The 26,546-nt window shown below is 42.5% G+C and carries 29 protein-coding genes and 1 other RNA gene; 28 read left to right on the top strand and 2 right to left on the bottom strand.

Features of this window, described 5'->3' with window-relative positions:
* Positions 1 to 24: 24 nt before the first annotated feature.
* Positions 25 to 384, bottom strand: a complete 360-nt coding sequence (locus ADH02_RS02785) for a hypothetical protein (protein WP_048782427.1) — start codon at positions 382 to 384, stop codon at positions 25 to 27.
* Between the two features lie 146 nt (positions 385 to 530).
* On the opposite strand from ADH02_RS02785, the gene ADH02_RS02780 reads away from it, so the two are divergent.
* The 4 genes from ADH02_RS02780 to ADH02_RS02765 all read left to right on the top strand — a co-directional run bounded on the left by ADH02_RS02780 (position 531) and on the right by ADH02_RS02765 (position 4,508).
* Positions 531 to 1,241: a hypothetical protein gene (locus ADH02_RS02780; protein WP_048782425.1), complete on the top strand. Its 711-nt coding sequence runs from the start codon at positions 531 to 533 to the stop codon at positions 1,239 to 1,241.
* 35 nt (positions 1,242 to 1,276) lie between these two features.
* Positions 1,277 to 2,020 (top strand): DUF4336 domain-containing protein, encoded by a 744-nt coding sequence (locus ADH02_RS02775; protein ID WP_342585579.1) that lies wholly within the window; start codon positions 1,277 to 1,279, stop codon positions 2,018 to 2,020.
* A 152-nt stretch (positions 2,021 to 2,172) separates the two neighbouring features.
* The gene (locus ADH02_RS02770; protein ID WP_048711049.1) at positions 2,173 to 2,451 is read left to right on the top strand and encodes a DUF6110 family protein; all 279 of its coding nucleotides are present in this window, start codon (positions 2,173 to 2,175) and stop codon (positions 2,449 to 2,451) included.
* Positions 2,452 to 2,663: 212 nt separating this feature from the next.
* The gene (locus ADH02_RS02765) at positions 2,664 to 4,508 is read left to right on the top strand and encodes a heavy metal translocating P-type ATPase (protein WP_239681723.1); all 1,845 of its coding nucleotides are present in this window, start codon (positions 2,664 to 2,666) and stop codon (positions 4,506 to 4,508) included.
* A 380-nt stretch (positions 4,509 to 4,888) separates the two neighbouring features.
* Here the strand turns inward: ADH02_RS02765 and ADH02_RS02760 are convergent, their stop codons facing one another.
* Positions 4,889 to 5,599 carry a M15 family metallopeptidase gene (locus tag ADH02_RS02760; protein ID WP_048782419.1) on the bottom strand — a complete coding sequence of 237 codons (711 nt, stop codon included), beginning with the start codon at positions 5,597 to 5,599 and terminating at the stop codon, positions 4,889 to 4,891.
* A 211-nt stretch (positions 5,600 to 5,810) separates the two neighbouring features.
* Here ADH02_RS02760 and guaB point away from each other — a divergent pair, with 211 nt between their 5' ends.
* The 24 genes from guaB to ADH02_RS02645 all read left to right on the top strand — a co-directional run bounded on the left by guaB (position 5,811) and on the right by ADH02_RS02645 (position 26,448).
* Positions 5,811 to 7,289, top strand: coding sequence for an IMP dehydrogenase (guaB, locus tag ADH02_RS02755; protein WP_048782417.1), 1,479 nt, complete (start codon positions 5,811 to 5,813; stop codon positions 7,287 to 7,289).
* Positions 7,290 to 8,097: 808 nt separating this feature from the next.
* Positions 8,098 to 9,906, top strand: a complete 1,809-nt coding sequence (gene glmS / locus ADH02_RS02750) for a glutamine--fructose-6-phosphate transaminase (isomerizing) (RefSeq protein WP_048782415.1) — start codon at positions 8,098 to 8,100, stop codon at positions 9,904 to 9,906.
* A gap of 446 nt (positions 9,907 to 10,352) precedes the next feature.
* Positions 10,353 to 10,799 carry a low molecular weight protein-tyrosine-phosphatase gene (locus tag ADH02_RS02745; RefSeq protein ID WP_239681721.1) on the top strand — a complete coding sequence of 149 codons (447 nt, stop codon included), beginning with the start codon at positions 10,353 to 10,355 and terminating at the stop codon, positions 10,797 to 10,799.
* A 22-nt stretch (positions 10,800 to 10,821) separates the two neighbouring features.
* Positions 10,822 to 12,117 (top strand): hypothetical protein, encoded by a 1,296-nt coding sequence (locus ADH02_RS02740; protein WP_048782413.1) that lies wholly within the window; start codon positions 10,822 to 10,824, stop codon positions 12,115 to 12,117.
* A gap of 4 nt (positions 12,118 to 12,121) precedes the next feature.
* The gene (tadA, locus tag ADH02_RS02735) at positions 12,122 to 12,616 is read left to right on the top strand and encodes a tRNA adenosine(34) deaminase TadA (RefSeq protein ID WP_082161661.1); all 495 of its coding nucleotides are present in this window, start codon (positions 12,122 to 12,124) and stop codon (positions 12,614 to 12,616) included.
* A 121-nt stretch (positions 12,617 to 12,737) separates the two neighbouring features.
* On the top strand, positions 12,738 to 13,004 hold the full coding sequence (locus ADH02_RS02730) for a SemiSWEET family transporter (protein ID WP_048782409.1): 267 nt from the start codon (positions 12,738 to 12,740) through the stop codon (positions 13,002 to 13,004).
* A 216-nt stretch (positions 13,005 to 13,220) separates the two neighbouring features.
* Complete coding sequence (locus ADH02_RS02725; protein WP_048782407.1) at positions 13,221 to 13,766, top strand: DUF6609 family protein; 546 nt, start codon at positions 13,221 to 13,223, stop codon at positions 13,764 to 13,766.
* Positions 13,767 to 13,943: 177 nt separating this feature from the next.
* Complete coding sequence (locus ADH02_RS02720; RefSeq protein WP_048782405.1) at positions 13,944 to 14,168, top strand: hypothetical protein; 225 nt, start codon at positions 13,944 to 13,946, stop codon at positions 14,166 to 14,168.
* Between the two features lie 561 nt (positions 14,169 to 14,729).
* Positions 14,730 to 14,816, top strand: an RNA gene (gene ffs, locus ADH02_RS09245) — signal recognition particle sRNA small type.
* A gap of 76 nt (positions 14,817 to 14,892) precedes the next feature.
* Positions 14,893 to 17,037: a HelD family protein gene (locus tag ADH02_RS02715; RefSeq protein ID WP_048782403.1), complete on the top strand. Its 2,145-nt coding sequence runs from the start codon at positions 14,893 to 14,895 to the stop codon at positions 17,035 to 17,037.
* 62 nt (positions 17,038 to 17,099) lie between these two features.
* Positions 17,100 to 18,824: a DNA polymerase III subunit gamma/tau gene (gene dnaX / locus ADH02_RS02710; RefSeq protein ID WP_048782400.1), complete on the top strand. Its 1,725-nt coding sequence runs from the start codon at positions 17,100 to 17,102 to the stop codon at positions 18,822 to 18,824.
* A gap of 17 nt (positions 18,825 to 18,841) precedes the next feature.
* On the top strand, positions 18,842 to 19,159 hold the full coding sequence (locus ADH02_RS02705) for a YbaB/EbfC family nucleoid-associated protein (protein ID WP_048713938.1): 318 nt from the start codon (positions 18,842 to 18,844) through the stop codon (positions 19,157 to 19,159).
* Positions 19,160 to 19,177: 18 nt separating this feature from the next.
* Positions 19,178 to 19,774: a recombination mediator RecR gene (recR, locus tag ADH02_RS02700; RefSeq protein ID WP_048782397.1), complete on the top strand. Its 597-nt coding sequence runs from the start codon at positions 19,178 to 19,180 to the stop codon at positions 19,772 to 19,774.
* A 570-nt stretch (positions 19,775 to 20,344) separates the two neighbouring features.
* Complete coding sequence (locus ADH02_RS02695; RefSeq protein ID WP_048782395.1) at positions 20,345 to 20,791, top strand: hypothetical protein; 447 nt, start codon at positions 20,345 to 20,347, stop codon at positions 20,789 to 20,791.
* 10 nt (positions 20,792 to 20,801) lie between these two features.
* Positions 20,802 to 21,182 (top strand): TIGR02328 family protein, encoded by a 381-nt coding sequence (locus ADH02_RS02690; RefSeq protein WP_048782393.1) that lies wholly within the window; start codon positions 20,802 to 20,804, stop codon positions 21,180 to 21,182.
* Positions 21,175 to 21,642 (top strand): hypothetical protein, encoded by a 468-nt coding sequence (locus ADH02_RS02685; protein WP_048782391.1) that lies wholly within the window; start codon positions 21,175 to 21,177, stop codon positions 21,640 to 21,642. Before ADH02_RS02690 ends, ADH02_RS02685 begins: the two co-directional genes overlap by 8 nt.
* A 153-nt stretch (positions 21,643 to 21,795) precedes the next feature.
* On the top strand, positions 21,796 to 22,119 hold the full coding sequence (locus tag ADH02_RS02680) for a hypothetical protein (protein ID WP_152903885.1): 324 nt from the start codon (positions 21,796 to 21,798) through the stop codon (positions 22,117 to 22,119).
* A gap of 50 nt (positions 22,120 to 22,169) precedes the next feature.
* Positions 22,170 to 22,637, top strand: a complete 468-nt coding sequence (locus ADH02_RS02675) for a hypothetical protein (RefSeq protein WP_152903884.1) — start codon at positions 22,170 to 22,172, stop codon at positions 22,635 to 22,637.
* A gap of 79 nt (positions 22,638 to 22,716) precedes the next feature.
* Positions 22,717 to 23,745: a hypothetical protein gene (locus ADH02_RS02670; RefSeq protein ID WP_048782385.1), complete on the top strand. Its 1,029-nt coding sequence runs from the start codon at positions 22,717 to 22,719 to the stop codon at positions 23,743 to 23,745.
* 9 nt (positions 23,746 to 23,754) lie between these two features.
* Positions 23,755 to 24,228, top strand: coding sequence for a hypothetical protein (locus tag ADH02_RS02665; protein ID WP_048782383.1), 474 nt, complete (start codon positions 23,755 to 23,757; stop codon positions 24,226 to 24,228).
* 11 nt (positions 24,229 to 24,239) lie between these two features.
* Complete coding sequence (locus ADH02_RS02660) at positions 24,240 to 24,746, top strand: hypothetical protein (RefSeq protein WP_048782381.1); 507 nt, start codon at positions 24,240 to 24,242, stop codon at positions 24,744 to 24,746.
* A gap of 11 nt (positions 24,747 to 24,757) precedes the next feature.
* On the top strand, positions 24,758 to 25,222 hold the full coding sequence (locus ADH02_RS02655; RefSeq protein ID WP_048782379.1) for a hypothetical protein: 465 nt from the start codon (positions 24,758 to 24,760) through the stop codon (positions 25,220 to 25,222).
* A gap of 32 nt (positions 25,223 to 25,254) precedes the next feature.
* Positions 25,255 to 25,740 carry a hypothetical protein gene (locus tag ADH02_RS02650; protein WP_048782377.1) on the top strand — a complete coding sequence of 162 codons (486 nt, stop codon included), beginning with the start codon at positions 25,255 to 25,257 and terminating at the stop codon, positions 25,738 to 25,740.
* 21 nt (positions 25,741 to 25,761) lie between these two features.
* Positions 25,762 to 26,448 carry a YjjG family noncanonical pyrimidine nucleotidase gene (locus ADH02_RS02645; protein ID WP_048782375.1) on the top strand — a complete coding sequence of 229 codons (687 nt, stop codon included), beginning with the start codon at positions 25,762 to 25,764 and terminating at the stop codon, positions 26,446 to 26,448.
* Positions 26,449 to 26,546: the final 98 nt, after the last annotated feature.

The raw sequence follows: 26,546 nt of genomic DNA, 5'->3' as shown, positions 1-26,546 counted from the left end.
ATGTTCTTTGTAAATATATTATACTTAAAACTTTTTAATTCGTCCACTATTCAAATAGTTTTGGAGTTTATTATCGGTAATAACGTACATTGTTCTTACATCTAGAGCTTTGTCTAATTTAACAGCTAACAGAACATTTTCCTTTGTCACTTTAATGAACTGAATGGATTGACCATCTGGGTGTAAACCAACGTAGTTAGGCTCGTTAATAACCAGATGTATTTCATTGAAACTCTTTTCAAAATCCAAAAATTCTCTTTTATGTTTTTTCATATGCTTTTTCCGTTTAGAAGAAAGAAAAATTTCTTTTCCTTCCAAATCAGGATCGAGATTTAAAAGGTTTATAATTTTATCGTTTAATATTCCTACTACTTTTTCGCTCATTATATTTTACCTGTGCTGCTGAATTAAAAATACCTGTTCAATATAAAATATGAAATTTTATTAAGAAAGGACTTTTTATAAAAAGTAACTGAACACACCGTGAATTTATGCTACAATAGGCCTATTGACAGTGTGAGGAGTTTGTGATGGCAGAGAAGAAATTAATGGAGAAGGTTGTACGAAAAGTACTACGCTCATTCCCAAAAGTAAATATGCCAGACCCGTTTGTCCCTTATCCAATTGCGTACCCACCGACCGCTAAGAGTCGTTTCGAGATTTTTGTGCATGTGGCTGAGCGTGGGAATGGACCTCTTGGGCATGTGGATTTATGTATCGATGGCTACGTCTATTCTTATGGGAACTACGATGAGCGCGACTTGAAGCTCGGCGGCTGGATTGCTGAAGGAGTTCTGATTAAGGCACCGCGCGAAGAGTATATGCTCTTTTGTAAAAACCACTACCAAAAAGCGTTGCATATTTATACGATTGCTGTGACGGATGAACAGATGGATGCCATTCATGCGTACTTGAATAAGATTTTAGAGCCGACAACACAGTGGCGTCCAACGGGAGAAGCGAATTACTATAATCCGACCTTTGACCGCTTTGAAGAGATGTATGTGTATTTCATGGCGCAACAGATGGACACCGTGTTCTATAAATTCAATCGTTCGAAGTTCATGACCTATAATGGTTGGACGAGAAACTGTCTTAGCTTCGCGGATCACGTGGCAAAAGTGTTGCGTGAAAGAGAGTTGCGTGCCACAAATATGGTCTTCCCTGCGCAATACCATAAACGGCTCCAAAAACTTCTAAAGAAAAACTCACCGCTGATTACAAATTATGAAGTGTATTAGTCTATAAAAATTGGTGAATTTATATGAAATGTTCAGTGAAATTATATGAGCCATTATATACATTAAAGACTATCGATGAGGGTATCTGGATTGTTGATGGTGAAATTGTTGAGATGAATTTTAAAATTACTCAAGTACCATTTAGCACTCGAATGACAGTGGTGCAATTGGAAAATAATGACTTATGGATGCATTCTCCTATTCATTTAACACCGCAGTTGCGAAGTGAAATCGATGCGTTGGGCCATGTGAAGCATATAGTTGCTCCAAATAAATTGCATTACGTATATATGGAAGAGTGGAGTCAAGCCTATCCGGATGCGAAACTTTGGGCGACAAAAGGATTGGAGAAAATTTTTGACAGCTTCCAATCCATTGAAAGTTATACAATCTTAGATAAAACAATCGACATTAGTTGGCTAGATGAAATTGATTATCTTCCGTTTGAAGGAAGTGCCGTTATAGAAGAGTCAGTATTTTTCCACAAAAAGAGTAAAACGTTAATTCTAACGGACTTAATTGAGAATATTGAAGTTGGAGAAGAGTGTTCATGTTTGCATCGTTTCTTGTTTAAAATCGGGGATAATGCATATCCAAACGGGCATACTCCAAGAGATTTAAGAATGACATTCTTTTTTAATAAGGAAACAGCTCAAAAGTGTTATCAACAAATAAAAGCGTGGAATCCTGTCAATGTTCTATTTGCACATGGAAAATGTTTTATTGGAAATGCTGAGGAAAAATTACCACAGGCATTCTTTTGGTTAGAGAAAAAATAAGCTACCTTGTAGAAAAACAAGGTAGTTTTTAGTTTGAAAGCGAAAGAAATCAAGAGAATCTTAAGTTTTTCATTATTGAAAGTCGGAGTTTAAATCGGTATACTATAGTAAGAATTGAATAATTCTAATTAGAAAAAATGGAGGTAATCATAATGATTAAAGAACTTATTAGTTTAGGAAAATTTGCTAAAAAATCAAGTGTATTTGCGGGAGGAGTTTTATTTGGATCGTTAGGATTAAAACTATTAGCGAGCAAAGACGCAAAACATGTATATGCTAAAGCGGTTGCTACTTCTTATAAATTAAAAGATGGTATTGACGCAACTGTTTCTACTGTAAAACAACATGCAGATGATGTCTTAGAAGAAGCAAAAGACTTATATGCTGAAGAAAAAAGTGCAGAATTAGTAGTAGAAACTAGTGAAAAATAATGAAGTTTATTATTAAACATCAATCAAACTCTAGAGTACGTTTAGAACTCCCTTTTACATGTCCGCATTCAGTCCAAATGTATTTAGAGGAACTAGCTTGCACAGTCTCAGGTATTGAAAAACTGCACTTTTATAAAGATTTAAAACATGTAGGAGTTTATTTTACTCAAGGGAAAGTTCAACAAGTTCAAAGGTTTTTATCTTTGATTCAAATGGAGAACGTAATTGAAAAACAAAAAGAAACCGAGTGGCTAGTCGCTTCTTCACCATATGATATTATTTCAATGCATCTTTATAGAAGAATGCTTTCAAAAGTCCTTCTTCCAACACCTATTCGTATGGGATGGATACTTATGAAAATGGTGAAGTTTGGAAAGGCTGCTTTCCAATCAATTTGCGAGAAAAAACTTTCTATGAGTTTACTCGATTTTGTGGCGATATCAACTTCTATGGCGATGGGAGATCATAAGACTGCAGATATGATTATGTTCCTATTAAATTTAGGAGACGATTTAGATGACTGGTCCCAAAAGAAATCCATTGAAGAACTTGAAAAGAATTTAACGAATAATATTTACGAGATATGGATTGAAAAAGAGGGCGAGCGCTTCAAAAAAATGAGCAATCATGTTGAAGTAGGAGATGTTTTTGTAGCCACAGAAGGTCAAGAAATTTACTTTGACGGAAGAGTGGTCAATGGAAGAGGCTACTTAAATGAAAGTTCATTAACAGGTGAGTCTTTCCCTGTCGCTAAGAAGATTGGGGATATGGTCTACGCTAATACAGTTGTAGAGCATGGCGAGCTACTAGTAGAAGTGACGAATAAGCAACAAAACTTACGCTTGCAGCAAATTGTTCAGCTGATTAAATCGAGTGAATTTCATCAATCGAAACAGCAAAAGCAATTAATGGAAAAAGCTGACGGATTAGTGAAATATAATTTCATCGGGATGGCGCTGACTTATTTATTCACACGCTCAGTCTCTAAAGCACTCACTTTCCTATTAGTGGATTATTCATGTGCGTTAAAATTATCTTCACCAGCAACTTATTTAACAGCCATTAAAGCAGCTTCTAATCAGGGAATTGTCATTAAAGGATCTAATTCTTTAGATGAATATGCACAAGTTGATACTTTTGTTTTTGATAAAACAGGAACATTGACAACTGGAGTTCCAAAAATTCAACGAATTATTGCGTATGAAGGATATGATGATGAGGAAGTTTTACGAATTGCAGCTTGTTTGGAGGAACATTTTTACCACCCGATTGCGACGGCTGTTGTTAAGAAGGCAGAAGATGAGGGGATTGAACATGAGGAAATGCATGGGAAATTAACTCACGTAGCTTCAAAAGGAATCGTATCATCGATTGATGGAAAAAGAGTCGTCATCGGAAGTTTGGAATTATTAGAAGATGAGAAGACGACTATTTCCAATGAGCAAAAAGCAGTGATTGAAGAATATAGCCAAAAATATAACTTACTTTATTTAAGTTATGACGGAAAATTAATTGCCATTTTCCTTATTGATACTCCGTTAAGAGGAGAAGCAATTGTATTATTGAAAGAGTTAAAAGAAAAAGGAAAACAGATTGTACTTCTTACAGGGGATACACAAAAACGTACAGAAACAATTTGCTCGCTGATTCCATTTGACAGAGTTTATACACAAGTGAAGCCAGAACAAAAGCATCAAGTAATTGAGCAGCTTCAAGAGGAAGGTCATCATGTTTTGATGATTGGAGACGGAATTAATGATTCTGCTGCACTCTCTCTTGCAAATGTTGGTATTGTTATGGCAGGTGCTTCAGATATTGCTCGTCAAGCCAGCGATATCTTATTCTTAAATGAACAATTAACGGGATTAGAGGTTTTGGAAAATATAACCGAACAACTGAATCGCCAATTAGATGCCAATTTAAAACATACAGTAGGTATTAATTCGTTCTTAATGGGATTAGGTTTGATTGATATTGTTTCTCCTAGTCTATTAGCGGTGTTACATAATGTGACCACAACGTTCATTATTGGTAAGAGTTTGACGTATATTCAATAATAAAATAAAAAGCAAGGTGAATTCACCTTGCTTTTTATTTTTGTTTCAGCTGATTACAAATTATGAAGTGTATTAAAAGAAGCTACCTTGTAGAAAAACAAGGTAGCTTTTGTTGTTTTTGCGATTATTCCGTGTAGTTGAACTCGGGCTCACAGGACTGACGTCCACTTCCTGATATGTCCGCACGACTTTTTCAAAGTCCCTTGCGGCATATCAGCCCAGTGATTCAGTCCTGAGCGTTCTTCGCAGTGGTTTATTGACTTTCTTTTCAGCACTCGTGATTCAAGAAAGTCTAATAAACTGTGCGGGCGAAAGACTACGAAGCAAAACGGACTCACACTGTGAATCCGTTTTTTGCGTCTGTCTTTCTGCCTCGTATCCTATTCATAATCCCCGCCAGGAACTCCAAAGTATTCTTCGAGAGAAAGGCCTGAGTTATAAATATCCGTTGCCCTGTCTCCTACATAACGCAAGTGCCATGCTTCAGGGATATACCCAGTAATAGCTTCTTTTCCTTCTTGGAAGCGAACGATGAAACCATATTCGTGGGCGTGCGTATGAAGCCAATGGATAGCGTCTTTATACTGGTCACCTTCTAGTAAATTACCAGATGAATCGAGGATATCGAAGGCAAGCCCAGTTTGGTGCTCGCTATACCCAGGGCGAGCTGAGTAAGTATCTGCGGCTTTTTTACCTTCTTGAGCGACGTAGTTATTATATAGCTTTGTTTGATACTCATAAGAACGATATCCACTATATGAGTTGTTAATAGGATATCCTAATTCTTGCATTTTGTGAATGAGTTTTTTGAGTTGTGCAACTGCTGTAGGATTCTCTCCAGGTGCATAATCAGCTGGAAGTGCATGTTTTTTATTTACGACAATATCTAAACCAAGAGACGTATCCGCCATTCCGTTAGGAGTAGGATTGTTTTGTGTTGTTGCGACAGTTGTTGATGTAGTGCTTTGAGTTGTAACAGTTTGTGTAGTAGCTTGAGAGGATTTAGAAGTGGTCTCGGAGGATGTAGTTTTGTTAGAACAACCAAAGAGAAGTAGGCTCAGTACTAGCGTAGTCATAAGTTCTTTTTTCATAATTAATCACCTTTCCTTTATCCTTTTAAGTCTATCACGATTCAGGCAAGGAAAACAGGCTTTTAAAAATTTTTTATTATTAATTTTAAAAAACGAACAATGAAAGATGAAACTTCCATGAATTAACAGGTTTTTCTATAGAAAAGCTTGCTTTTTCTTTTAAAAGTGGTATATTATTCGTTAATAAATTCAATCACTGGAGGTTTGAGCTATGTCAAAATGGGAAACAAAATTTCAAAAAGAAGGGTACACATTCGATGATGTTTTACTAATTCCAGCGGAGAGTCATGTCTTGCCAAATGACGTGGATTTACGCGTGCAATTAGCCAAAAATATTCGTCTCAATATTCCTTTAATGAGTGCAAGTATGGATACCGTTACTGATTCAACAATGGCGATTGCGATTGCGCGTCAAGGTGGATTAGGCGTCATTCATAAAAACATGTCAATCGCAGAACAAGCAGAAGAAGTTCATAAAGTAAAACGTTCAGAAAGTGGCGTTATCATCAATCCATTTTTCTTAACACCTTCCCATAAAGTACAAGATGCCGAAGACCTCATGGCAAAATACCGTATTAGCGGTGTTCCAATCGTAGACGACCTAGAAACACGTCATCTCGTTGGGATTTTGACAAACCGTGACTTACGTTTTATCTCAGATTATTCCATTTTAATTGACGAAGTAATGACAAAAGAAGACCTCGTAACAGCTCCAGTCGGCACATCCCTTAAAGATGCCGAAGCGATTCTTCAAAAACATAAAATTGAAAAACTTCCTTTAGTAGACGACAACGGCTGCCTCGCTGGTTTAATTACGATTAAAGACATCGAGAAAGTGATTGAATTCCCGAATGCCGCTAAAGACGAACACGGACGTTTACTCGTAGCCGCAGCGGTAGGAATTACTTCAGATACATTCGAACGTGCTAAAGCATTGCTAGACGCAGGTGCGGACGCCATCGTGATCGACACTGCGCATGGTCATAGTGCCGGCGTAATCCGCAAAATTAAAGAAATTCGCGAAACATTCCCAGATGCAACATTGATTGCCGGAAACGTAGCGACAGGGGAAGGAACACGTGCCTTATTTGAAACAGGTGTGGACGTTGTTAAAGTCGGAATCGGACCTGGTTCTATCTGTACAACACGTGTCGTTGCCGGTGTAGGGGTTCCGCAAATCACAGCGATTTACGATGCCGCAACGGTTGCGAAAGAATTTGGCAAAGCGATCATCGCAGACGGCGGGATTAAGTACTCAGGAGATATCGCCAAAGCTATCGCAGCAGGTGGACATGTGGTCATGTTAGGAAGCATGCTTGCCGGAACAGATGAATCTCCAGGTGAATTCGAAATCTTCCAAGGACGTCGCTTCAAGACATACCGCGGAATGGGAAGTCTAGCAGCGATGGAAAATGGTTCAGGCGACCGTTACTTCCAAGCGAAAAACGAAGCCAACAAACGCGTGCCAGAAGGAATCGAAGGGCGTGTAGCCTACAAAGGTTCTGCAGCGGATATTATCTTCCAAATGGTCGGCGGACTTCGCTCTGGGATGGGGTATGTTGGGGCGCGTAATTTAGAAGAGCTTCGCGAGAATACGCAGTTTGTGCGTATGAGTGGTGCGGGTCTAAGAGAAAGCCATCCGCATGATGTTCAGATCACTAAAGAAGCTCCAAACTATTCAATTTCATAAATATAGCTATTAACCGAAGGTTTTTGGATATCTTCATAATAGCGATAATAGCTGTACCGGACTGAGCCTAAGGTCTCAGTTCCTCTCGACTCTCAAACTGCCTCTAGGGAATAAAATCCCCAGAGGCAGTAATTCGTTTCGAGTACACTCGCTATTATTGCTATTATAGAATCCAAAACCCGGTTAATAGCTATTTTTGAATGAATAGTTGAGCTAAAAAGAAAATGAACATCATGTGTGCCTTTCACCACTCACGACAAACTGGTATTCTTTTTGAGAGGGAGAGGGAGAGGGAGAGAGAGAGGGAGAGGGATAGGACAGGGTGTGTGCGTTTCATGGCTGACAATTTCATTTGTGCAGGGAGATAAAAACACAAAAGTTTCGGAAGTTTACTGTTGAAGAATTAGGAAAGTTTAGCAAAGTGGTTCTTAAGAGATTGGTGCCTAGGAATGCGATGGTAGTGCGGTTTGAGGAGGGGTGGCGTTAAGTTTTGGTATGGAAAAGGTTAGGAAAAAGGAAAATTAGTTGTTTTTGGAGTGGTCATCGGGTATGATGTAAATGTTTCTGAAAATTTATGAAAGCTTTGGAAGGAAGCGACAAGGATAGCGCCAGGCCTGTTTGAAAAAGCAGGTGACGAGGAATGAGTTTATCGAAATACTCGGCGGATGACTCAAGGCAGTGCAGTCTACAGTTTCATACAAACCATTTTCGCAAGGGAATGACAAAATTGAAACGGCACCAGAAACATAATCAAAATTACAATAAAAAGAGGCCTGAATGAGACCTCTTATAAAAGGAGTTAAAAATTATGTGCGGAATCGTAGGATGTATTGGACACGACAGAATTCAAACTGTAGTGTTAAACGGATTAGAAAAGCTTGAGTATCGTGGATATGACTCAGCAGGATTATTTATTATGGACGAAGATGGATCAACACAATTAGTAAAACGTGTCGGTCGTATTCAAAACCTTCGTGATGCAGTGGATGAAGCTATTCCAGCATTTGCAGGGATTGGTCATACTCGTTGGGCAACACACGGACCAGCGACAGAAAACAACGCTCACCCTCACCAATCACAATCAGGTCGTTTCACATTAGTGCACAACGGCGTAATCGAAAACTATGACGAATTGAAAAAAGAATTCTTAAGCGACGTTGATTTCAAATCTCAAACAGATACAGAAGTTGCCGTAAACTTAGTAGAATACTTTGCGAAAAAAGAAAACTTATCAGGAAAAGAAGCTTTTCGTCGCGCGTTGAAAAAAATCCGCGGATCATTCGCTTTCGGTTTATTAGACAGCGAAAAACCAGGCGTTCTTTACGCAGCAAAACATAAGAGCCCATTATTAGTAGGGGTTGGCGAAGGCTTCAACGTAATCTGTTCAGATGCAATGGCAACAATCGCTGAAACAGACCGCTACATTGAAATCAAAGACGAAGAGTTAATCACTTTAACGGCTGACTCTGTAGAAATCGAAACAATCGACGGCGAACCAGTAGAACGTGCACCATACGTTGCAGAATTAGATGCAGACGATTTAGAAAAAGGGGCTTACGCTCACTACATGCTTAAAGAAATGGATGAACAACCAGCCGTATTACGTAAAATCATCCAAAACTACCAAGACGAAAATGGTCAATTACAAGTCGATAAAGAAATCCAAGATAGCATTTTAGCAAGCGACCGCATTTATGTGATTGCCTGCGGAACAAGTTACCATGCAGGATGGGTTGGTAAAGCTTTATTAGAACAACTTGCTGGAATTCCAGTAGAAGTTCACTTAGCAAGCGAATTTGCTTACCACCAACCATTATTATCACAAAAACCATTCTTCATTTTCTTATCACAAAGTGGAGAAACAGCGGACAGCCGTCAAGCGTTAGTAAAAGTAAACGAGCAAAACTTCCCATCATTAACAATCACAAACGTGAAAGGTTCAACTCTTTCTCGTGAAGCAAGCTATACTTTACTATTACACGCAGGCCCTGAAATTGCCGTAGCTTCAACAAAAGCTTACACTGCACAAATCGCAGTAATGGCTGTTTTAGCAGACGCATTACGCGCTTCTAAAGGCTTAGAAGCTCCATTCGACATGAAGCACGACTTAGGTGTCGTTGCCGCTTCAATCGAGAGCGTATTATCAGACAAACAAGCCGTTCAAGACTTAGTCAAAGAGCGCTTATTAGAAACTCGCAATGCTTTCTACATCGGTCGTCACTTAGACTACTATGTAGCGATGGAAGCAGCGTTGAAATTAAAAGAAATCTCATACGTGCAAACTGAAAGCTTTGCCGCAGGGGAATTAAAACACGGAACAATCGCCCTTATCGAAGAAGGCACTCCAGTTATCGCATTATTAAGCGAACCAGTAGTAGCAAGCCACACTCGCGGAAATATCCAAGAGGTGAAAGCTCGTGGCGCTGTCGTAACAACAATCGCGATGGAAGGTGTTGAGCAAGAAGGCGACGATATCATCGTTCCAGCGGTGCCAATCTTATTAGCACCAATCGTATCTGTAGTGGTAACGCAATTAATCGCGTATTACACTTCTCTAGGTAAAGGCTTAGACGTGGATAAACCGCGTAACCTTGCCAAATCAGTTACAGTAGAATAGAAAAAATGGTGGACGGCTGTCCACCATTTTTTGTTTTCGAAGGATGCAAAATCCATTTGAAAGAGAGGATATAGCCCAAAGGGCTTACGAATAAACTCCAGATCGAAGGGATGTCTCTATAGTTGCTACAATAAGGGCACCGGACTGAGCCCAAGGTCTCAGTTCCTACCAAGCTTCAAACTGACTCTACGGATTTCGCCCTAGAGTCAGTAATTCACATTGGTTGCACTCCCTTATTGTTGCTACTATGGAATCCCTTGGTCTTCCGTTTATTCTTCGCCTTTGGACCTTATTTCAAATGGATTTTGTTTCATTCGAAAGAAAGGGAAGAGAAGAAAAAAGGTAGGTGCAGGGAAAATGGTCTCTGCAGGGCTGCGGTGATGAAGTGACGTGACATGCGTTCATATGTTACAATGAAGGGGAAGAATGGAAAGCAAGGGACGGTCATGAAGGTTGTATTCGTCTGCTTGGGGAATATTTGTCGTTCGCCGATGGCAGAAGCTGTATTTAGAAAAATGGTTCATGAAGAAGGATTGGAAGATAAAATTACGATAGATTCCGCTGCGACAAGTACGTGGGAGCATGGGAATCCGGTGCATCACGGCACTCGTAAGAAACTCGAGGAGCACGACATTTCCGCAAAGGGGCTTGTGTCACGGACGTTGGATGAAACCGACCTGGATGCCGACTACATCTTGGGAATGGATGCGTCGAATGTGCGTAATATCCACTCGTTTGTCGATGGAAAATCGGATGCGACGGTGGCTCGCTTGCTTGAAGTGGCAGGGGTGCAGCGCGATATTGCCGATCCGTGGTATACAGGGGACTTTGATGCGACGTATCGCGATGTGACGCTCGGGTGCAAGGCGCTTCTAGAGCAATTGAAGCAGTAATTAAATCAATAGAGGTGTAGTTATGAAGAAAATTAGTGAACTAGGGATTACAGGGAAAAAGCTCCTAATTGAAGGGATTGCATTCCTTATTGCTGGGGTGTTGCTCCTAATCTACGGACCAAGCTTCCCAGAATTGATGTTACGTCTGTTTTTAACATTCTTATGGGCTCGTGAACTATGGAATTTCTTGTTCCGTTGGTTTAGTAAGGCGGCGGCAAAAGATCCATTATGGCTGAATGTTGCTAAATTTTTCCTTTACGGATTTTTAGCAGGAAATCAATTTTTTATCTCGCTTCCGATTGCGATTGTCAGTATCTTGATGGGGCTTAACGAAGTGATGAAAGCGGCCACTAGTGGCGTAACGTACTATATTTATGTCAAAGACGGTATCCGTCCGCGACTGCGCTTGCTCATTGATACCATTTGGCTCTCAGTTGTCGGGGTAGCGACTTTACTGGCTCTTGGGGGCGACGGCAACTTACAAATGTTCTTCCTTGCGCTTTATTTCATCGGGCTTGGGACTAGTAACATTCGTGACGGATGGTTCTTCGAGGCCGAAGTTGGAAAGAAAGTTTTGCGCAGGCATTTTCGCCAAGGATTACCGCTTGTGTTAGCTGCGATTATTCCACGAGTAACCTTGCAGAAAATCAATGATGCGTTGGAACTTGGCGAAGGCGAAACGGCTTCTGAAATTTACGATCGTTCCAAAGAAAATGCCGAACCAAACTTAGAAATGTTTATTCACGTCACAAAAGATGGGTTCGGTGCGATGGGGCATGTCGATATTTGTTATAAGGGACGCATTATTTCATTTGGGAACTACGATACGAATTCAGAACGCCTCTTTGGAGCGATGGGGGATGGGGTTCTTTTTAGTGCCGACCGTGAAAAATACATTGAATTTTGCAAGCGCGAAAACCATAAGACCTTACTCGGCTATGGCCTGGCGCTATCTCCAGAACAACTCGCGGCCATCGATAAGGAAATCGCCAAATTGATGTCGTTGACAGTACCGTGGGATCCGCCGCAAATGGTGAAACCGAAGCGGCCTGGAATCGACAAAGAAGAACCGATGTATGCTTATAAATTAAAACAAGAAGCGGACGCGAAATTGTATAAGTTCGTTTCTTCAAAATTCAAGACGTATTTCGTCATGAGTACCAACTGTGTACTGCTAGCCGATACGATTGTCGGAACAGCAGGAACGGATATTTTAAGCGCCCGAGGGTTTATTTCCCCAGGGACGTACCAAGATTACTTAGATAAGGAGTTTGAGAGACCGCATAGTCTAGTCGTGACGAAGCGCGTCTATCAGTAAGAACATGGAACTTCAGGAAAAAGAATTCTTTATGAGGGAAGCGTTGAAAGAAGCCCAGAAAGCCTATGACCAAGCGGAAGTACCAATCGGAGCTGTCGTAGTCTTGAATGGTGAAATCATTGGGCGTGGCCATAACTTACGCGAAAAGGAACAAGACGCCACCCTTCACGCTGAAATCAAAGCGATTCGCCAAGCCAACCAACACCTTGGAAGCTGGCGACTCGAAGACTGCGAACTCTTCGTGACCTTGGAACCTTGTCCGATGTGTAGCGGAGCGATGATTCTCGCGCGGCTCAAAAAGGTGACATTCGGCGCCTTCGATCCAAAAGCCGGGACAGCCGGCACCTTTATGAATCTCCTTCATGACGAGCGATTCAACCATCAAGTCGAAGTCGAGCAAGGCATCTTGGAAGACGAATGCAAAGAAATTTTGCAAACCTTCTTCAAAGGCCTCCGCGAACGCAATAAACAACGAAAACAAGCACAGCTTTCCGAGTAGGAGCTGTGCTTTTTAACGGTATTAACAAAAACTTATACTTGTAAACGGTTATCTACTCTTGAAAATTGTTTACATTTTATATATTATTTTACATAGTTTAAAAACCAAAGGAGCAGATAGTATGAAATTATCAGAAAAACAAACACAAGTCTTAGGGTGGATTGCAACATGTATGTCTGTGGCGATGTATGTAGCATATATTCCGCAAATTATGAATAACTTAGCTGGAAACAAAGGAGACTTCATTCAACCACTCGTTGCCGCATTGAACTGCTCATTATGGGTGTACTATGGACTCTTCAAGCCAGACCGAGACATCCCGCTAGCAGCTGCAAACGCACCAGGAATCTTCTTCGGTCTAGCATCTGCTTTAACAGCATTATTATAATAATGACTAGCACAATTTCGATTACGAGGTTGTGCTTTTTTGTTTTTTTTTGATTTCTGCGGAACTTGCGGACGTCTTCATAATAGCTGTAACGTTGCACCGGTTCGAGCCGAAGTCTCTCACCTTCGACAAAAGTGCGACGATTGAAATCCGATTTTTACAGGAGTAGAATAGAGGATGTCGTTAAAAGTTTCAAAGTGAACTGGAGGAATACGTATGTCATTTTTAGGTTATAACAAAGGAGAAACATTAGAATTCAACTACAAAAAGGCGTGTGGCTTATGGCTCATCGCAGTCGCATTCGTGATTGCACTCGCGACAGCTGTAGGTGGAGAACAAATCATTAATATGCAGGTCTTCAGTATCGGCTATATGGTGAGCTTCTTTTCCATCAATCTAAATAAAAAAGTCCTTCATAAGTTTTCGGATGGCCCTTCAACACCTTTCCAACGAAAAGTGTCCTTATACTCAGTAATTCTTTTATTTATCTTATTAGTGTTATTAGGTGGCCCATTCTTCGAAACAGAAAACTGGAGACTCATCTGGTTAGGCGCGCTCCTAGCAACAGGAATTCATTTCTTCCCGTACTATTTCGTTCATGGGAAATCAATGATTTTCCTAGGGTTGGCATGCGTGATCAATGCAGGGGTCGGATATCTCTCTCCTCAAAGCTCTCTCGTGACCATCGCCTATATCGATGCCTTTATTAAATTAGCCTTTGGACTTTACCTATTCTTTTTATCAAAACCATCCAAAGCATAAACTTATTTTAGAGAACAAACAGCAAATCGATCTGGTTTGCTGTTTTTTTATGGCTGATTTCTTCGGAATCAAGCGAACCGTGACTTTAGTAATGACAATCAATGACAAAAGTGCCTGTTGCGCGACTCTTTAAAATGATTTAATAAAGACAAGGAAAACAGTTAAGGAGCAATTCACATGAAAATCAACATAAAAAAACAAGACACAAACCAACTTACAAAAGATCTAATGGTTATAGCGCTCGTCGTCAATGCATTAGCCCTTGTCATGCAGCTAGTTCTAAATATTTTTATAGGCCGTTCATTGATCCTTGCACTCACAACTCATTTTATCTTTATCCTTCTCCCAATTATGTACCTAGCAGAGGATGCTAAGAAAAATAAAAAAGCCGACAACCGGTAAGCATAAGCGAACATCTTAGATAGTTTTTCCTTCTGGAGAGACTATCTTTTTTAGTGTCTCTTTTGCCATCCCTCGGCACGTATTGATTTTGGAAAAAGCAGATTCACTTGAAAAAGAAACACCATATAGAGAAGCACGAAACCCCATCGTTGGCGGTAGGGAGTAGACGTATACTCTCTTCACGTTGATTTCGGAGAAGCTTGCGGATTCTATAGTAGCAGTAACGTGTTATGCATTAAATGCGAATTAGGAGGTGTAGGAATTCATTCCGTACACATCCTTTGAGGCTTTAAAGGCGAGAGACTCGAAGAGGCTCGAACCGATGCAACGTTACAGCTACTATGAAGTAATCCGCAAGCATTCGAAGAAATCAACACCCGAAAGGGTGCATTTTTAAGAAGAGAGAACGATGTATGGAGCACGCCTCTAATTCCTACCACCAACCCCCATGGGATAGCCCCATCCGCACTCTCTATGTGGAGCGGTTTGGTTTATTTCTTTTTCAAGCAAAATCTGCTTGCTTTTCGAGGAGAAGTTTTGTATAATAGTACGTGCCGTTAGGCCGTATGGCAATAGCGAACTTATGAATCGAGTCAGGTCCGGAAGGAAGCAGCTATAAGTAACGTTCGCTATGTGCTGTATGTACATAGAAGAAGAATCAGGCTGGACCAACGGTTCAGCCTGTTTTTATGAAAAGAGTATCCAGTGGAGGGAGAATAGTCGCATGAAAAATCAGAGTTTCCAAGAAGAAGTGCAGCACTTAGAAATCGTGCAAGACTTAATGGGACAAAAAGTGGCGATCGAGAAAAACCGATTGCAAGAACGCGACCTGGATATCGCTAGACAAGATACCATTCAGTATGGAATCCAACAATTAGAAAACCAATTGGAATCCCCATACTTTGGAAGAATTGACGTTCAATTTGAAAAAGACGAGAGAGTTGAGAAGATGTACATCGGACCTGCAACTTTCTTTGACGAAGACGACAATGTGCAAGTGTATGACTGGCGTGCTCCAATCGCAAGCCTATTTTACGAAGGAACATTGGGAGAGCTTCAATACGAAACACCAAATGGCTTCGAGAACGCTCAAGCCTTCTTAAAACGCGATATCGTCATCCGTAAGGGTGAATTAAAATCTGTTTATGACATTGAAAATGAAGAATCATTATTGATGGATGCCTTAAGCGCACCAACAAACCGTGACGGACACCTAGAAGGAATCACGGCGACGATTCAAAAAGAACAAAATGAAATTATTCGTTTAAATCCAAAAGACTGGTTCATCGTGAATGGATGTGCCGGAAGTGGGAAGACGACGATTTTACTACAACGCATTGCGTACTTGATGTACCAAGCAAAAGACAAGCGTATGAGCGATATGCTCCTGTTGTCGCGTAACCAATTGTTTGCCAAATATATCTCACACGTCATCCCAAGTTTAACGGGAAGTGAGTTATACCAACAAACCTTGTCGCAACATACCATCGAGCTATATCGCAAAATGTATTTGCATAAAACAACAACGCTTAGCCAAGTGCCAACGCGAAAAGTGTACTTGACGGACAGCGAGTGGATTGCGCTTGTACACCGCAATATCAAAGGTTTAACAGCCAAAGACTTACCATACCGCGCGCTCGGGATTAAAGGGCAAGCCGTATTTACGATGAAAGACTATCAAAAACTCGTCGAAAGCGTGAATACAGCGTTACCGTTGCAACAACAATTAACACAAATGCAAACGGTGCTAGAGCGTACGTTGAAACGCCGACTCACGAAGTTCTTTATGTCTGAAAAGGCAAAAGCGGTCTATGAATCAATGAACGCGATGCAAATCGAAGTGTTGATGAAAGACGTGGAAACAAAGAGCGAGGCGGAGTACTACCAAGCCCTGGGACAAAAAGTGTTCGAGAAGGAAGTACAAGAAGTAACGCAACAAGTGGAAATGTTCGCATTCGTGGATATTGCTGCACTTGTGGCGAAATGGATGCCCGAAGCTAAAGCACGTCGCCAAGAACTCGGTAAGACCGACAACGCGCCACTTCCATTGAAGAAGATTGAAGGCAGCCGCATGCAAGTCACTGCAGAAGGAATCCGTCTGTTGCAATATGTCGCAACACGCGTGACGCCGGTTCGTGACTACACAGGCTTCAGCCACCTCTTCATCGACGAAGTGCAAGACGTGTCACTCTTATGGATTGGAACCTTATCCAACTATTATTTCCGTGCGAAATTCACGGTAGTGGGAGATACATTCCAATCGTTCTCAACGGCTACAACGATTTTCACATTGGAAAAACGACACCCAGAACTCGTGGACTTGATTTTTGCAAACCGTTCGTTAACGTACCGCAACTTAGCGATTAGTTACCGTTGTACGGCGCAAATTTCACGTTTTGCAAATGGCATCTTAAATTGGCCACTTGATAAAAATGTGTTCCCACGTTCAGGGGCAGAAGTAGCGGTATACTTAGAACAAGAAGGCCAAGAAATGGCGCGCTTAAACACGTTACTGGAAGAAAGTCCAAAAGGCTACCATACGACAGCGATTCTTTGCCGTACGATGGACGAAGCCAAAGCGTTGTACCAACAACTCGACCAAGATGACATTGCACTTCTAGAAGATAGCAGTGAGTCTCTGGGCAGCCGCTTCGTGTTAACGACGATTCAAGTGGCCAAAGGGATGGAGTTCGACGAAGTCATCATTTGGAACGCGACAGACGAAGCGTACCATACGATGAAAGAACAAATGATGCTGTACACCACATGTACGCGTGCAAAACACCAGCTCTCACTCATCTCTCAAGCAGGCAAAGAGAGCCGCTTTATCAAGAATTCGAAAGCACCGATGAAACGAATCGGGCAGTAGAATTTTTAGCAAATCTATACTAGAATAGAACTGTAAAATTTTGAAAAAGGCAGGGAAGTAAAATGGCTTATCAAGCATTATATCGAAAATGGCGTCCTCAAACGTTCGATGATATGGTCGGGCAAAGTGCGGTCACGCATACATTGAAGAACGCGATTAGCAATCACAAAACGAGTCATGCTTACTTATTTACAGGACCTCGTGGGACAGGAAAAACGAGTGCCGCGAAGGTGTTTGCAAAGGCCATTAACTGTCCAAATCAAACAAACGGTGAGCCGTGTAACGAATGTGATATCTGTAAAGGGATCACGAACGGAACAATTGGCGATGTCATCGAAATCGATGCTGCCAGCAACAATGGTGTTGAAGAAATCCGTGATATTCGTGACAAGGCGCGTTATGCACCAACGCAAGCCGAATACAAAATTTATATTATCGACGAAGTGCATATGCTCTCAACAGGAGCCTTCAATGCACTGTTAAAAACTTTAGAAGAACCGCCTCAAAAGGTCATCTTCATTCTCGCAACGACGGAACCGCATAAGATTCCAGCGACGATTATCTCGCGTACGCAACGCTTTGACTTTAGACGCATTACGTCGCAAGAAATTATCGACCGCTTGGCGTATATCTTGGGCCAAGAAGGAATCGAGTACGAAGCGGATGCCTTAAGCGTGGTGGCAAGATGTGCCAACGGTGGTATGCGTGATGCCTTGAGTTTACTCGACCAGATGATTTCATTTGGCGACGGCAAGGTGACGCTAGACGAAGCGATTCAAGTGTCGGGAAGTCTGACAGACGACTTGATGATTGATTTCGTGAAAGACTTACAAGAAACAAAGGCTGAAGAAGCCCTTGAAAAATTACAACAGCTCTTCAAAATCGGGAAAGAAGCCAGTCGACTCGTAGAAGAATGGTTGGAATTTGCTAGAGACCTCCTCATCGCGAAACAAAGTGGCGAGGCAATCGGTCGTAGCGAGCGATTCCTTCAATTCAAAGACGAAGTGGAACCGGAATTCTTATACCGTTTTGTAGAGGCGTTAAATCAAACGCAACAAGAAATGCGCTTCACGACAAAACCAACGATTTCGCTGGAAGTGTTGACGATTAAAATGGCGCAACCGTACACATTGACGCCAAGAACCAGTTCTGGTGCACCAGCGTTGCCAAGTAGCGAAGAAGTACAACAGTTGCAACAACAAATCGCGCAAATGCAGCAGCAAATGAACGCGTTGTTGCAAGGGGGCGTACCTCAAGCGCCTCAAGCACCAAAAGCGTCTGCACCAAGACCGACGCGTGCGGCCTTTAAGCCAAATACGACGGCCATCCAAAAAATCTTGACGGAAGCGACTCGCGAAGATTTATTGAAGGTACGCGACTTGTGGGGTGACTTACTCAGTTGCTTGAACCCGCAAGAACAAGCGCTGTTGAGCCAATCAACGGTGAATGCGGCGGGACCCAATGGATTCGTCCTCGGATTTGCGTACGACCACTTGTGTGATATTTCAGAAACAAGACCAGGATTCCGTGAGGTCATACAAGAACATCTGGAACGCCTCGGTGGCTACAGTGGGACGTTCGTGGCAGTGACACAACATCAATGGCCACAAATTCGTGCGGATTTCTTACAAGAACGCAAGAAGAACCAAGAAGAGGAAGCTGTTTCCATCGTGACGGAAGAACCGGCTGTGGAGGAAGCACTGACACCAGAAGAACAAGCATTTGAACAAAAAGTAAACGACACGATTGAACTCTTCGGGGAAGACATCGTGCAAATCGAAGAATAGAGACGGAGGAATTAAATATGCGTGGAATGGGAAATATGCAAGGCATGATGAAACAAATGCAAAAATTGCAAAAACAAATGGCGCAAGCTCAAGAAGAGTTAAACCAAACAGAATACACAGGAACTTCTCAAAGTGATTTAGTAAAAGTGACTGTGAACGGAAAACGCCAAGTCTTAAACGTGGAAATCAAACCAGAAGCGGTAGATCCAGATGATGTAGAATTATTACAAGACTTAGTGTTAATGGCGACAAATGATGCGTTAACGCAAGCAGAAAAAGCTAACGACCAAACAATGGGTCAGTTCACGAAAGGATTAAACATCCCAGGATTTTAATCAATTGGAGGTTTGAGCATGCATTATCCAGAACCGATTGCACGATTGATGGATAGCTTTATGAAGCTGCCGGGAATTGGTGCGAAGACGGCTGCACGACTTGCCTTCTTCTGCATGGATATGCGTGAAGAAGACGTCTTAAATTTTGCGAATTCGCTCATCAGCTGCAAGCGTGACCTACATATGTGTTCCGTTTGTGGAAATGTGACGCAAGAAGATCCGTGCGAAATTTGTGCGGACCCTACTCGTGACCGTACGAAGATTCTTGTGGTGGAAGATGCCCGAGATGTGATGAGTATGGAGCGAATGAAGGAATACAAAGGGCTCTATCATGTGCTTCACGGGGTGCTTTCTCCGATGGAAGGGACGGGGCCGGATGATATTAATATTACGTCGCTGATAACGAGGTTGCAGGATCCGGAAGTCCAAGAGGTTATCATCGCGACTAATGCGACAGCGGAAGGTGAAGCGACAGCCATGTACTTGTCACGTCTCATCAAGCCAGCTGGGATTAAAGTAACGCGTCTGGCTCATGGGCTAGCGGTCGGCAGCGACATCGAATACGCAGACGAAATGACTCTCTTCCGTGCCATCGAAGGACGAAGAGAACTATAATAAAATCTATTGATTCAATTAAAATGATGGTTAAGACGTTGTCTTAAATCGCCCTCTGGGGACATCTTCATAGTGATGATAGTAAAGGCACCGGATTGAGCCTAGGTCTCAATCCTACCAAGCCTCAAAGAGCCACAGGAGAATAAATTCTCTTGTGGCTCTATTTCGCATTGGTTGCTTTTTCTTTACTATTCTCACTATAGAGTCCCCGAGGGCTTTTTTAAGCCAACGATAAAGCTTTGAATCAATAGATTTTATTTATTTGCTTCAACGGCACGGGAGAGAGTGCGTTTCGATGTGTGCGGAGCTAGGGATGAGCAGGGCGTTACTCTCTGAGGCTTGTGAGTGTGGCGAGTCATGGCGGTGCTTGCCTTCCGGTCTTGGAACTGCGACTACGGGGTGTGTGCTTTGGAAGGGGTGTGTGCTGGGACGGGTTGGTGCTGATTAGGTTGCTGCGGAAGGGGCTGCGAAACGGGGCCTACTTAAAAATGGGTAATTTCTCGAGGGAATAGGCGGAAAGCGCAAGAAATGGTATAATATGGGAATAAAGTAACTATTTAGAGGTAATAAATGAATCAACTGTTTAGAAATTTTATTTCAAAAGAGCGAGTGAATAGTTTTCGTGAGTTGACGAAGACGCTCGTGAAAATGGCGGGGACCGATGAAGTGGTGCCTGAAGAGGATGAAAGTGTGCCTTGGGTTCCGTCAATTCTAGGATTAATTTTCATATTATGGCTTTCTTCTAGTGATTGGCTCAAAAGTGTGACGCAACCGCTAATTGATCAATTTCCACTACTTGCGCTATGGCCGTTAGCGTTTCTCTTTGTCTACCTTCCGATTTTAAATGGACTAGATGAGTTGTGGAAACAACCGCAGAGAAAACGGGACTTACAGGAGTTAATGGCGATTGCCAAACGTGCGGTAGCCGTTTTAAAAGAATATGACTATGACAATTTAGATGACGTGGTTGACGCAGAAGTGGTCATCGACGAATACACTGAGCGATACGGATTATAGGAGGCCTGGGATGAGATTATGGCATGAGGACTTGATTGGGCATCTTCCGCGTCCGCAACTCTTGGGGCAGCATCGCGAATGTTGTGCGCTCAGAGGCAATGGTTGGGGCAAGAAGCATGCGACGGTGGACTATGTATTTTCGTATAGCCCGTATGTGCTGTATCAGTACCATACGTTTATTATGGATGAAATGGAGCGCCGTGGGTATAATGTGACGCCCGAGTGGAAAGAGGCTTCGTATCGTGGAAAGATTTGCCCGCCGTATACCGAAGTGGATGAGTGTGCGTGGGCGAGTCCGTTATACAAAGAGCACGATGATGCGTATTACAAAGAATGTATTGAAAATTTAGCACAAAAAGGAATTATCCTGGAAGGAGAAAATCATGTTTAGACTTCTATTGAAAGACGTTGCGACGAAAAAAATGTTAGTGAACTTCCGAGAGTTGACAAGCTACTTAATGAAAGAGGCGGGAATGGATGATGAACTGCCGGAACTAGTCGACAAAACGGCAACCATCAAAATGATTGCGGGGATGTTTTTATTCATCATAGTGATGCGTACGGGGATTTTATCGAGACCACTTGAGTTTATGGTAAACAAGTTTGCCGGAGAAGGGAATGTGATTTTTCTACTCTTACCATTTGTTTCTTTGTACTTGTTTTTAGGATTCTTTTTTCTTCTTTACCGAATCTGGTCTAAAAAAGTACTGACACGTAAACTTGGCGAACTGATTCCAATTGCGGAACGTGCGATTGCAACGCTTAAAGCAGCAGGACGCGACGACTTAGAAGAGGATATCGAAGACGCAGAGTTCCTGATTGAGGATTATAAGAAGAGATTCGGGTTCTAGGGAGGAATAGACTTGGGAAAAAGGATTAGTGAAGAAGATATTACGCGATTAAGGGACCTACTAGAGAAAGTCTCTATGGAGAATGGTAGTCCCCAATCGTTACCTACTGCAAATGGAAAGTTAAGAAGACTTCTCTCTATTGGAGAGTGGGCAATGATTGTCATACTTTGTTGCACATTATTTCCACTAGTAGCATTAGCTTTTCTAGTGGGTTTGTTGTTAGGAAATATCGATGGGGCAATGGCTCTTGTTTACTTCAACCTTATGGCATGGCCGCTCGTGCTAATCTTCTGGGTGCTTCCTATTATTTTATTCTTTGTTTTTCGTTTCATTCAAAAAAAGACATATTCTGATGAAGTGATTCAGATAAATCAACTGATTTACGAAGAACTACGTGTACGGAAATATATTGCAGATGAAGATTTAACGGAAGAAGCTCGGGAGTTAAAAGCATTATATAAACGCATCTGGGATTAGGGGGATATATGGAATCGAAACAGAAAGTTAAGAAACAGGATGTACAGCGATTGCGTAGGTTAATTCAAGCAGTTGCCGATAAAAATGGCGAAGACGCTAGCTTACCGATCAGCTTTTTACCGTTTCGTGGTATTATAATGGTCATTAGTCTCGCTGGATTAGCATACGGAGTCGTGGCTACGTTTATTGTTACAATATCTACAATATTCTTTACAGAGCTTACGATGCAGCAGCCAGGGGAAGGGTATCAAAATGGTCTCACCAACAGTATGTTTCTTGACTGGTTCATCATGTTTGCCTTTGTAGCCGTCGTTCTCTATTGCTGCTACAAATCCGTTTACTGGGAATGGAACAAGCTAGTTGTTCGAGGAAATAAAGAAGTGGCGACGTGGAAAGCCTCTCCAAAGGAAGCCAGCCGTAGAGCCGTTGAAGTACTAGAGTCGTATATACACGAACATACAACGATGACTGAGGAGAGTCCTTCCAAGGTTGAGGAAAAAGCTCATCAAGATGATTAACGGAATCATACGGAATGACGATTTAAAAAGAATCTTTGGGGATAAAAGATACAACCTTTGAACGTCAGGAGGAATGACAATGAAAAAGAAACAGAGAGTGAAGGAACGCAATGTAAGACAACTGCGCCAGTTGATTGGAGCAGTGGCCGAGCAAAATGGGGAAGAAGGAACATTGCCAATGAGCTTTTTCCCGATACGCATCTTGATAACCGTCCTTAGTGTTGCTGGGGTGGTGTTCGCAGTGGCGTTGTTAGGACGCGCGCTTTTAGTCGAATCGGATTTCTTTCATGGGGTCGAATTGGTATTTTCGACGGGGGATTCAGAGGTTCTCGCACAAGTAGGCAGGGTCCTCTTCGGCTTGGCGATTCACTTTGGCATCATGTTTGCGGCCCTAGCCGTTGTTCTCTACTGCTGCCACAGATCCGTTCGTTGGGAATGGAAAAAACTCGTAGCTCGTGGAAATGAAGAAGTGGCGACGTGGAAAGCTGCACCAAGAGAAGCCGGCCGCGAAGCCGTTGAAGCGCTAGAGGCGTATTTACAGGAACATGCACCGCTGGGCAAACCTTCTAAATTGAAGGAAACAGTACAAGCTGCCGCTACGAGTGTCGGCACTGCGATGGAGAAAGTGAGCAAAGAACACGAAGTAGCAAAACGCCTAACAAGCGTCGAAGCTTCACGAGTTCGCGCCTTAAGAAGACTATTGAAGCTTGTCTTGAAGATAAACGGACGAGAAGAACAGCTTCCAAAAAGCTCTTATTGGCTACGCATCTACGTCCTGATTACGGTCGCAATTGCAGGCATCGTCATCGGACTAGTTTCTGGATTCTTTACGTATTTGAAACTGTTCATCGCCTGCCTAGTGACGTTGCAATGGAACTTCGCGTTTGGATATCTTGCCTTCATTTGGCCATTTGTCGTTATCTGGTGCATACCGATTGCCGCCTTCGTTGCAGTCTTCAATTGGCACCGCAGAGAAACGTTTAAGGAATGGAAAGAACTATTGGCACTGGCAGACCGCGAAGTCGAAGAGTGGAGTCAAACCACAGCCGTACCAGATGAAGTAGCAGAGTTACAAAAATTTGTGAAAAAAGCACATAAGTACTATTAGGAGGACATTATGAACTATAAAAAAACGATTTGGCAGTCTCAAACGACAAGACTGCGTGAACTTATTCGCATTGTAAACCGTAGAAGCAAACAACCGCGCATCCTGCCAAGAGATAATCGTCAGGTTCGACTCTTTTGTATGCTATTCTTTGGAATCATCACGCTCTATACGATTATGACGACAGGATTCCTGGCGGCCATCCTGGGCTTAATCTATATGCTCTTTTCAAGGAAATCCTCACCAGTCATGGACCGGATGTTACCATATTGGTGGATGCCGATTTTATGGGTGGCATTGATTGCGATTTTCATCCTCATTCTCTGGTTGGCGCGTCGTTCCCTAGTAAAAGAAACACTCTTCTTACTCGAACACGCGAAAGACGAAATCGCGCGCCAATATGAAGAAGGCAATGGAGTTGTTTCACAAGAAGTCATCAATTTAGAAAATTACGTCGACGACTTACAACGAAATTACCGGTTCTAAGGAGGAAGTAGATGCTTATTTTAGGATATCCAAGAAGACTCGTAGTGAATCAAAAAGAAGTGAAGGAAGTTCGCACCGTTGCCGAGCGACTCGTAACGGAAAGCGGCATTCCAGCCGAATTTCCAGAACAAACGAAACGCGGGGTGTTCTTATCGCTCTTACTCGGAGTCGTATCGATTATCGCAGCGCTCCTAGTGGCAGGACTGGTCTATCTATTTGTTGAAATCGGTGGAAATATTGTCGGGTTCGTGCAAGTCGTTGGGATTTTGGCATTTGGTTTTTCCGCGCTGCTCATGATTTGGTCGGTGTTACTCATTATCACAGTCATTTTATATCGCCGCGAGCAAAACAAGCGCTGGAAGGAACTGTCTGTGCTGCTGGACATTATCGATGAAGCCATTATCGTGTTACGTGAAGAAGACCGCAGTTATTTAGCATTGGAATTAAAACGCGCCGAACGACTCGTGGACCGCTACAATGACGTCCGCCGCGTCGTGACATTGGTGGAACGTGTTTAAGGAGGAGAACCATGGATTTACAAAGAATTCGATACAGAAAAAATGAAGCACAAGAGTTTCGCGCATTGACCGAGCGCCTTGTCGGGGAGAGCGGTCTTGACATCGAGCTGCCATATGAAAGTCCGGGAGTGCAGCACCTTATGAAGTATTTTTACGTCCTCGTGGGCATTCTCGTGCTCCTTACGATTGGACTCGTGGCATTTATTTTCTATGTCAACGGTGGGAAATCAGAGAACTTTATGATTACCCTCAGTAACGAAGAAATGCTCGTATTCTTCCCGCTTGTCGTCGTGTGGATGTTCGGGTTATTTTTTGCAAAGGCGTTAGACGCACGTAACCAACTCTTCATCCAAAAAGACATTCGCGCACTCTTGCCGGTTGCCCAAGAAGCACTCGAGGCACTTAGCGGAAACGAAAACGACTACGTGAAACGTGCACAGTTGCTCGTTAAAAAATACAAAACTTACGGGTTATAAAATAAAGGGATTTGAAAACAGAGGGAGTAAGAATGAAGAAGAAAGTCACACAAGAAACAGCCCATCGACTCCGAGAAGTATTGGAAAAGGTGACTTCAGAAAGAGAAGATGCAGCACCTTTGCCGAAAAATCATCAAATAGCGCGGTTACTTTTGCCAGTATTCGCTCTTTGTTTCGCAAGTGTCTATTTACAAAACGCGCACGCTTTTTCGATTATAGGGGGTGCATTTGCAACTATTTTTGAGGTTGGCGTTTGGGAAACATTCGAATTCGTGGTGACCGTCACGAGCTTCCATTTCTGGACGTGGAGTGTTCCTTTTATCGTTCTAGGAGCTGTCTTTTTCTGGAGACGTCGCTCTTTCAAGAAGGAATTCAATGCTTTAGTGGAACGAGCAAAGGAAGAGGTTGCTCTTTGGAAAAAGAAACCTCTCGAGACAAATCGCACCCTTGTAAAAGGGCTAGAAGGCTTTCTAATATCATTGCAAACGGAATATCAATTTGAACAAAGAATAAGGTAAGAATGTAAAGAGGTTAGGAACATGATTTATAAAACACTATTATTCGATCTGGATTCAACGCTCTGGGACTTTCATTCGGCGGAGAATTACGCGCTGACAAAGCTCTTGGAACAGCAAGGCGTGGAGGATGTCGAGGCGTATATCGACGTCTACGTGCCGATGAATCGTGCCATGTGGCGTTCGTTGGAAAAGGACGAAATCACGCGTGAGGAACTCGTCGAAACGCGCTTTGCCAAGTTGTTCGACCACTTCGGTTTTGAAAAAGACGGGAAGGAACTCGCGGCAGATTACGAAGCCGTCCTCTCGACGCAAGGCCAAACGTACGAAGGAGCGGAGGCATTGCTTCAAGCATTACAGGATGCAGGATATGACTTATACGCTGCCACAAACGGCATCACGACGATTCAAAAGGGCCGCTTATCGAACTCACCGATTGCGAAATACTTCAAAAAAGTGTTTATCTCGGAAGAAGTCGGCGCGCAAAAGCCGAGTGAAGTCTTCTTTGAACGAGTAGCTGATGCGATTCCAGACTACGACAAGGACAAAGCCGTGATCATCGGCGACTCGCTAACAGCGGATATCCAAGGTGGCATCAACGCAGGGATCGATACGATTTGGATGAACCTCGCGGCAAAAGAAAACAGAACGGCCATTAAGCCAACCGTGGAAGTGAGAAGCTACGCGGAATTATTAGAATTTTTAGCCTAAAACGAACCGACTGCAGGGAGGACTTGCGGTCGATTTTTTTATGCAAAAAAGTTGAGGTTCCAACAGTTAGCGGGTAGACTACTTAAAAGGGCAAAGAC

Origin of the sequence: Streptococcus sp. 263_SSPC, assembly GCF_001071995.1 — a bacterium.
Classification (GTDB): domain Bacteria; phylum Bacillota; class Bacilli; order Lactobacillales; family Aerococcaceae; genus Granulicatella.
This window is presented reverse-complemented; position numbering and strand designations above follow the sequence as displayed.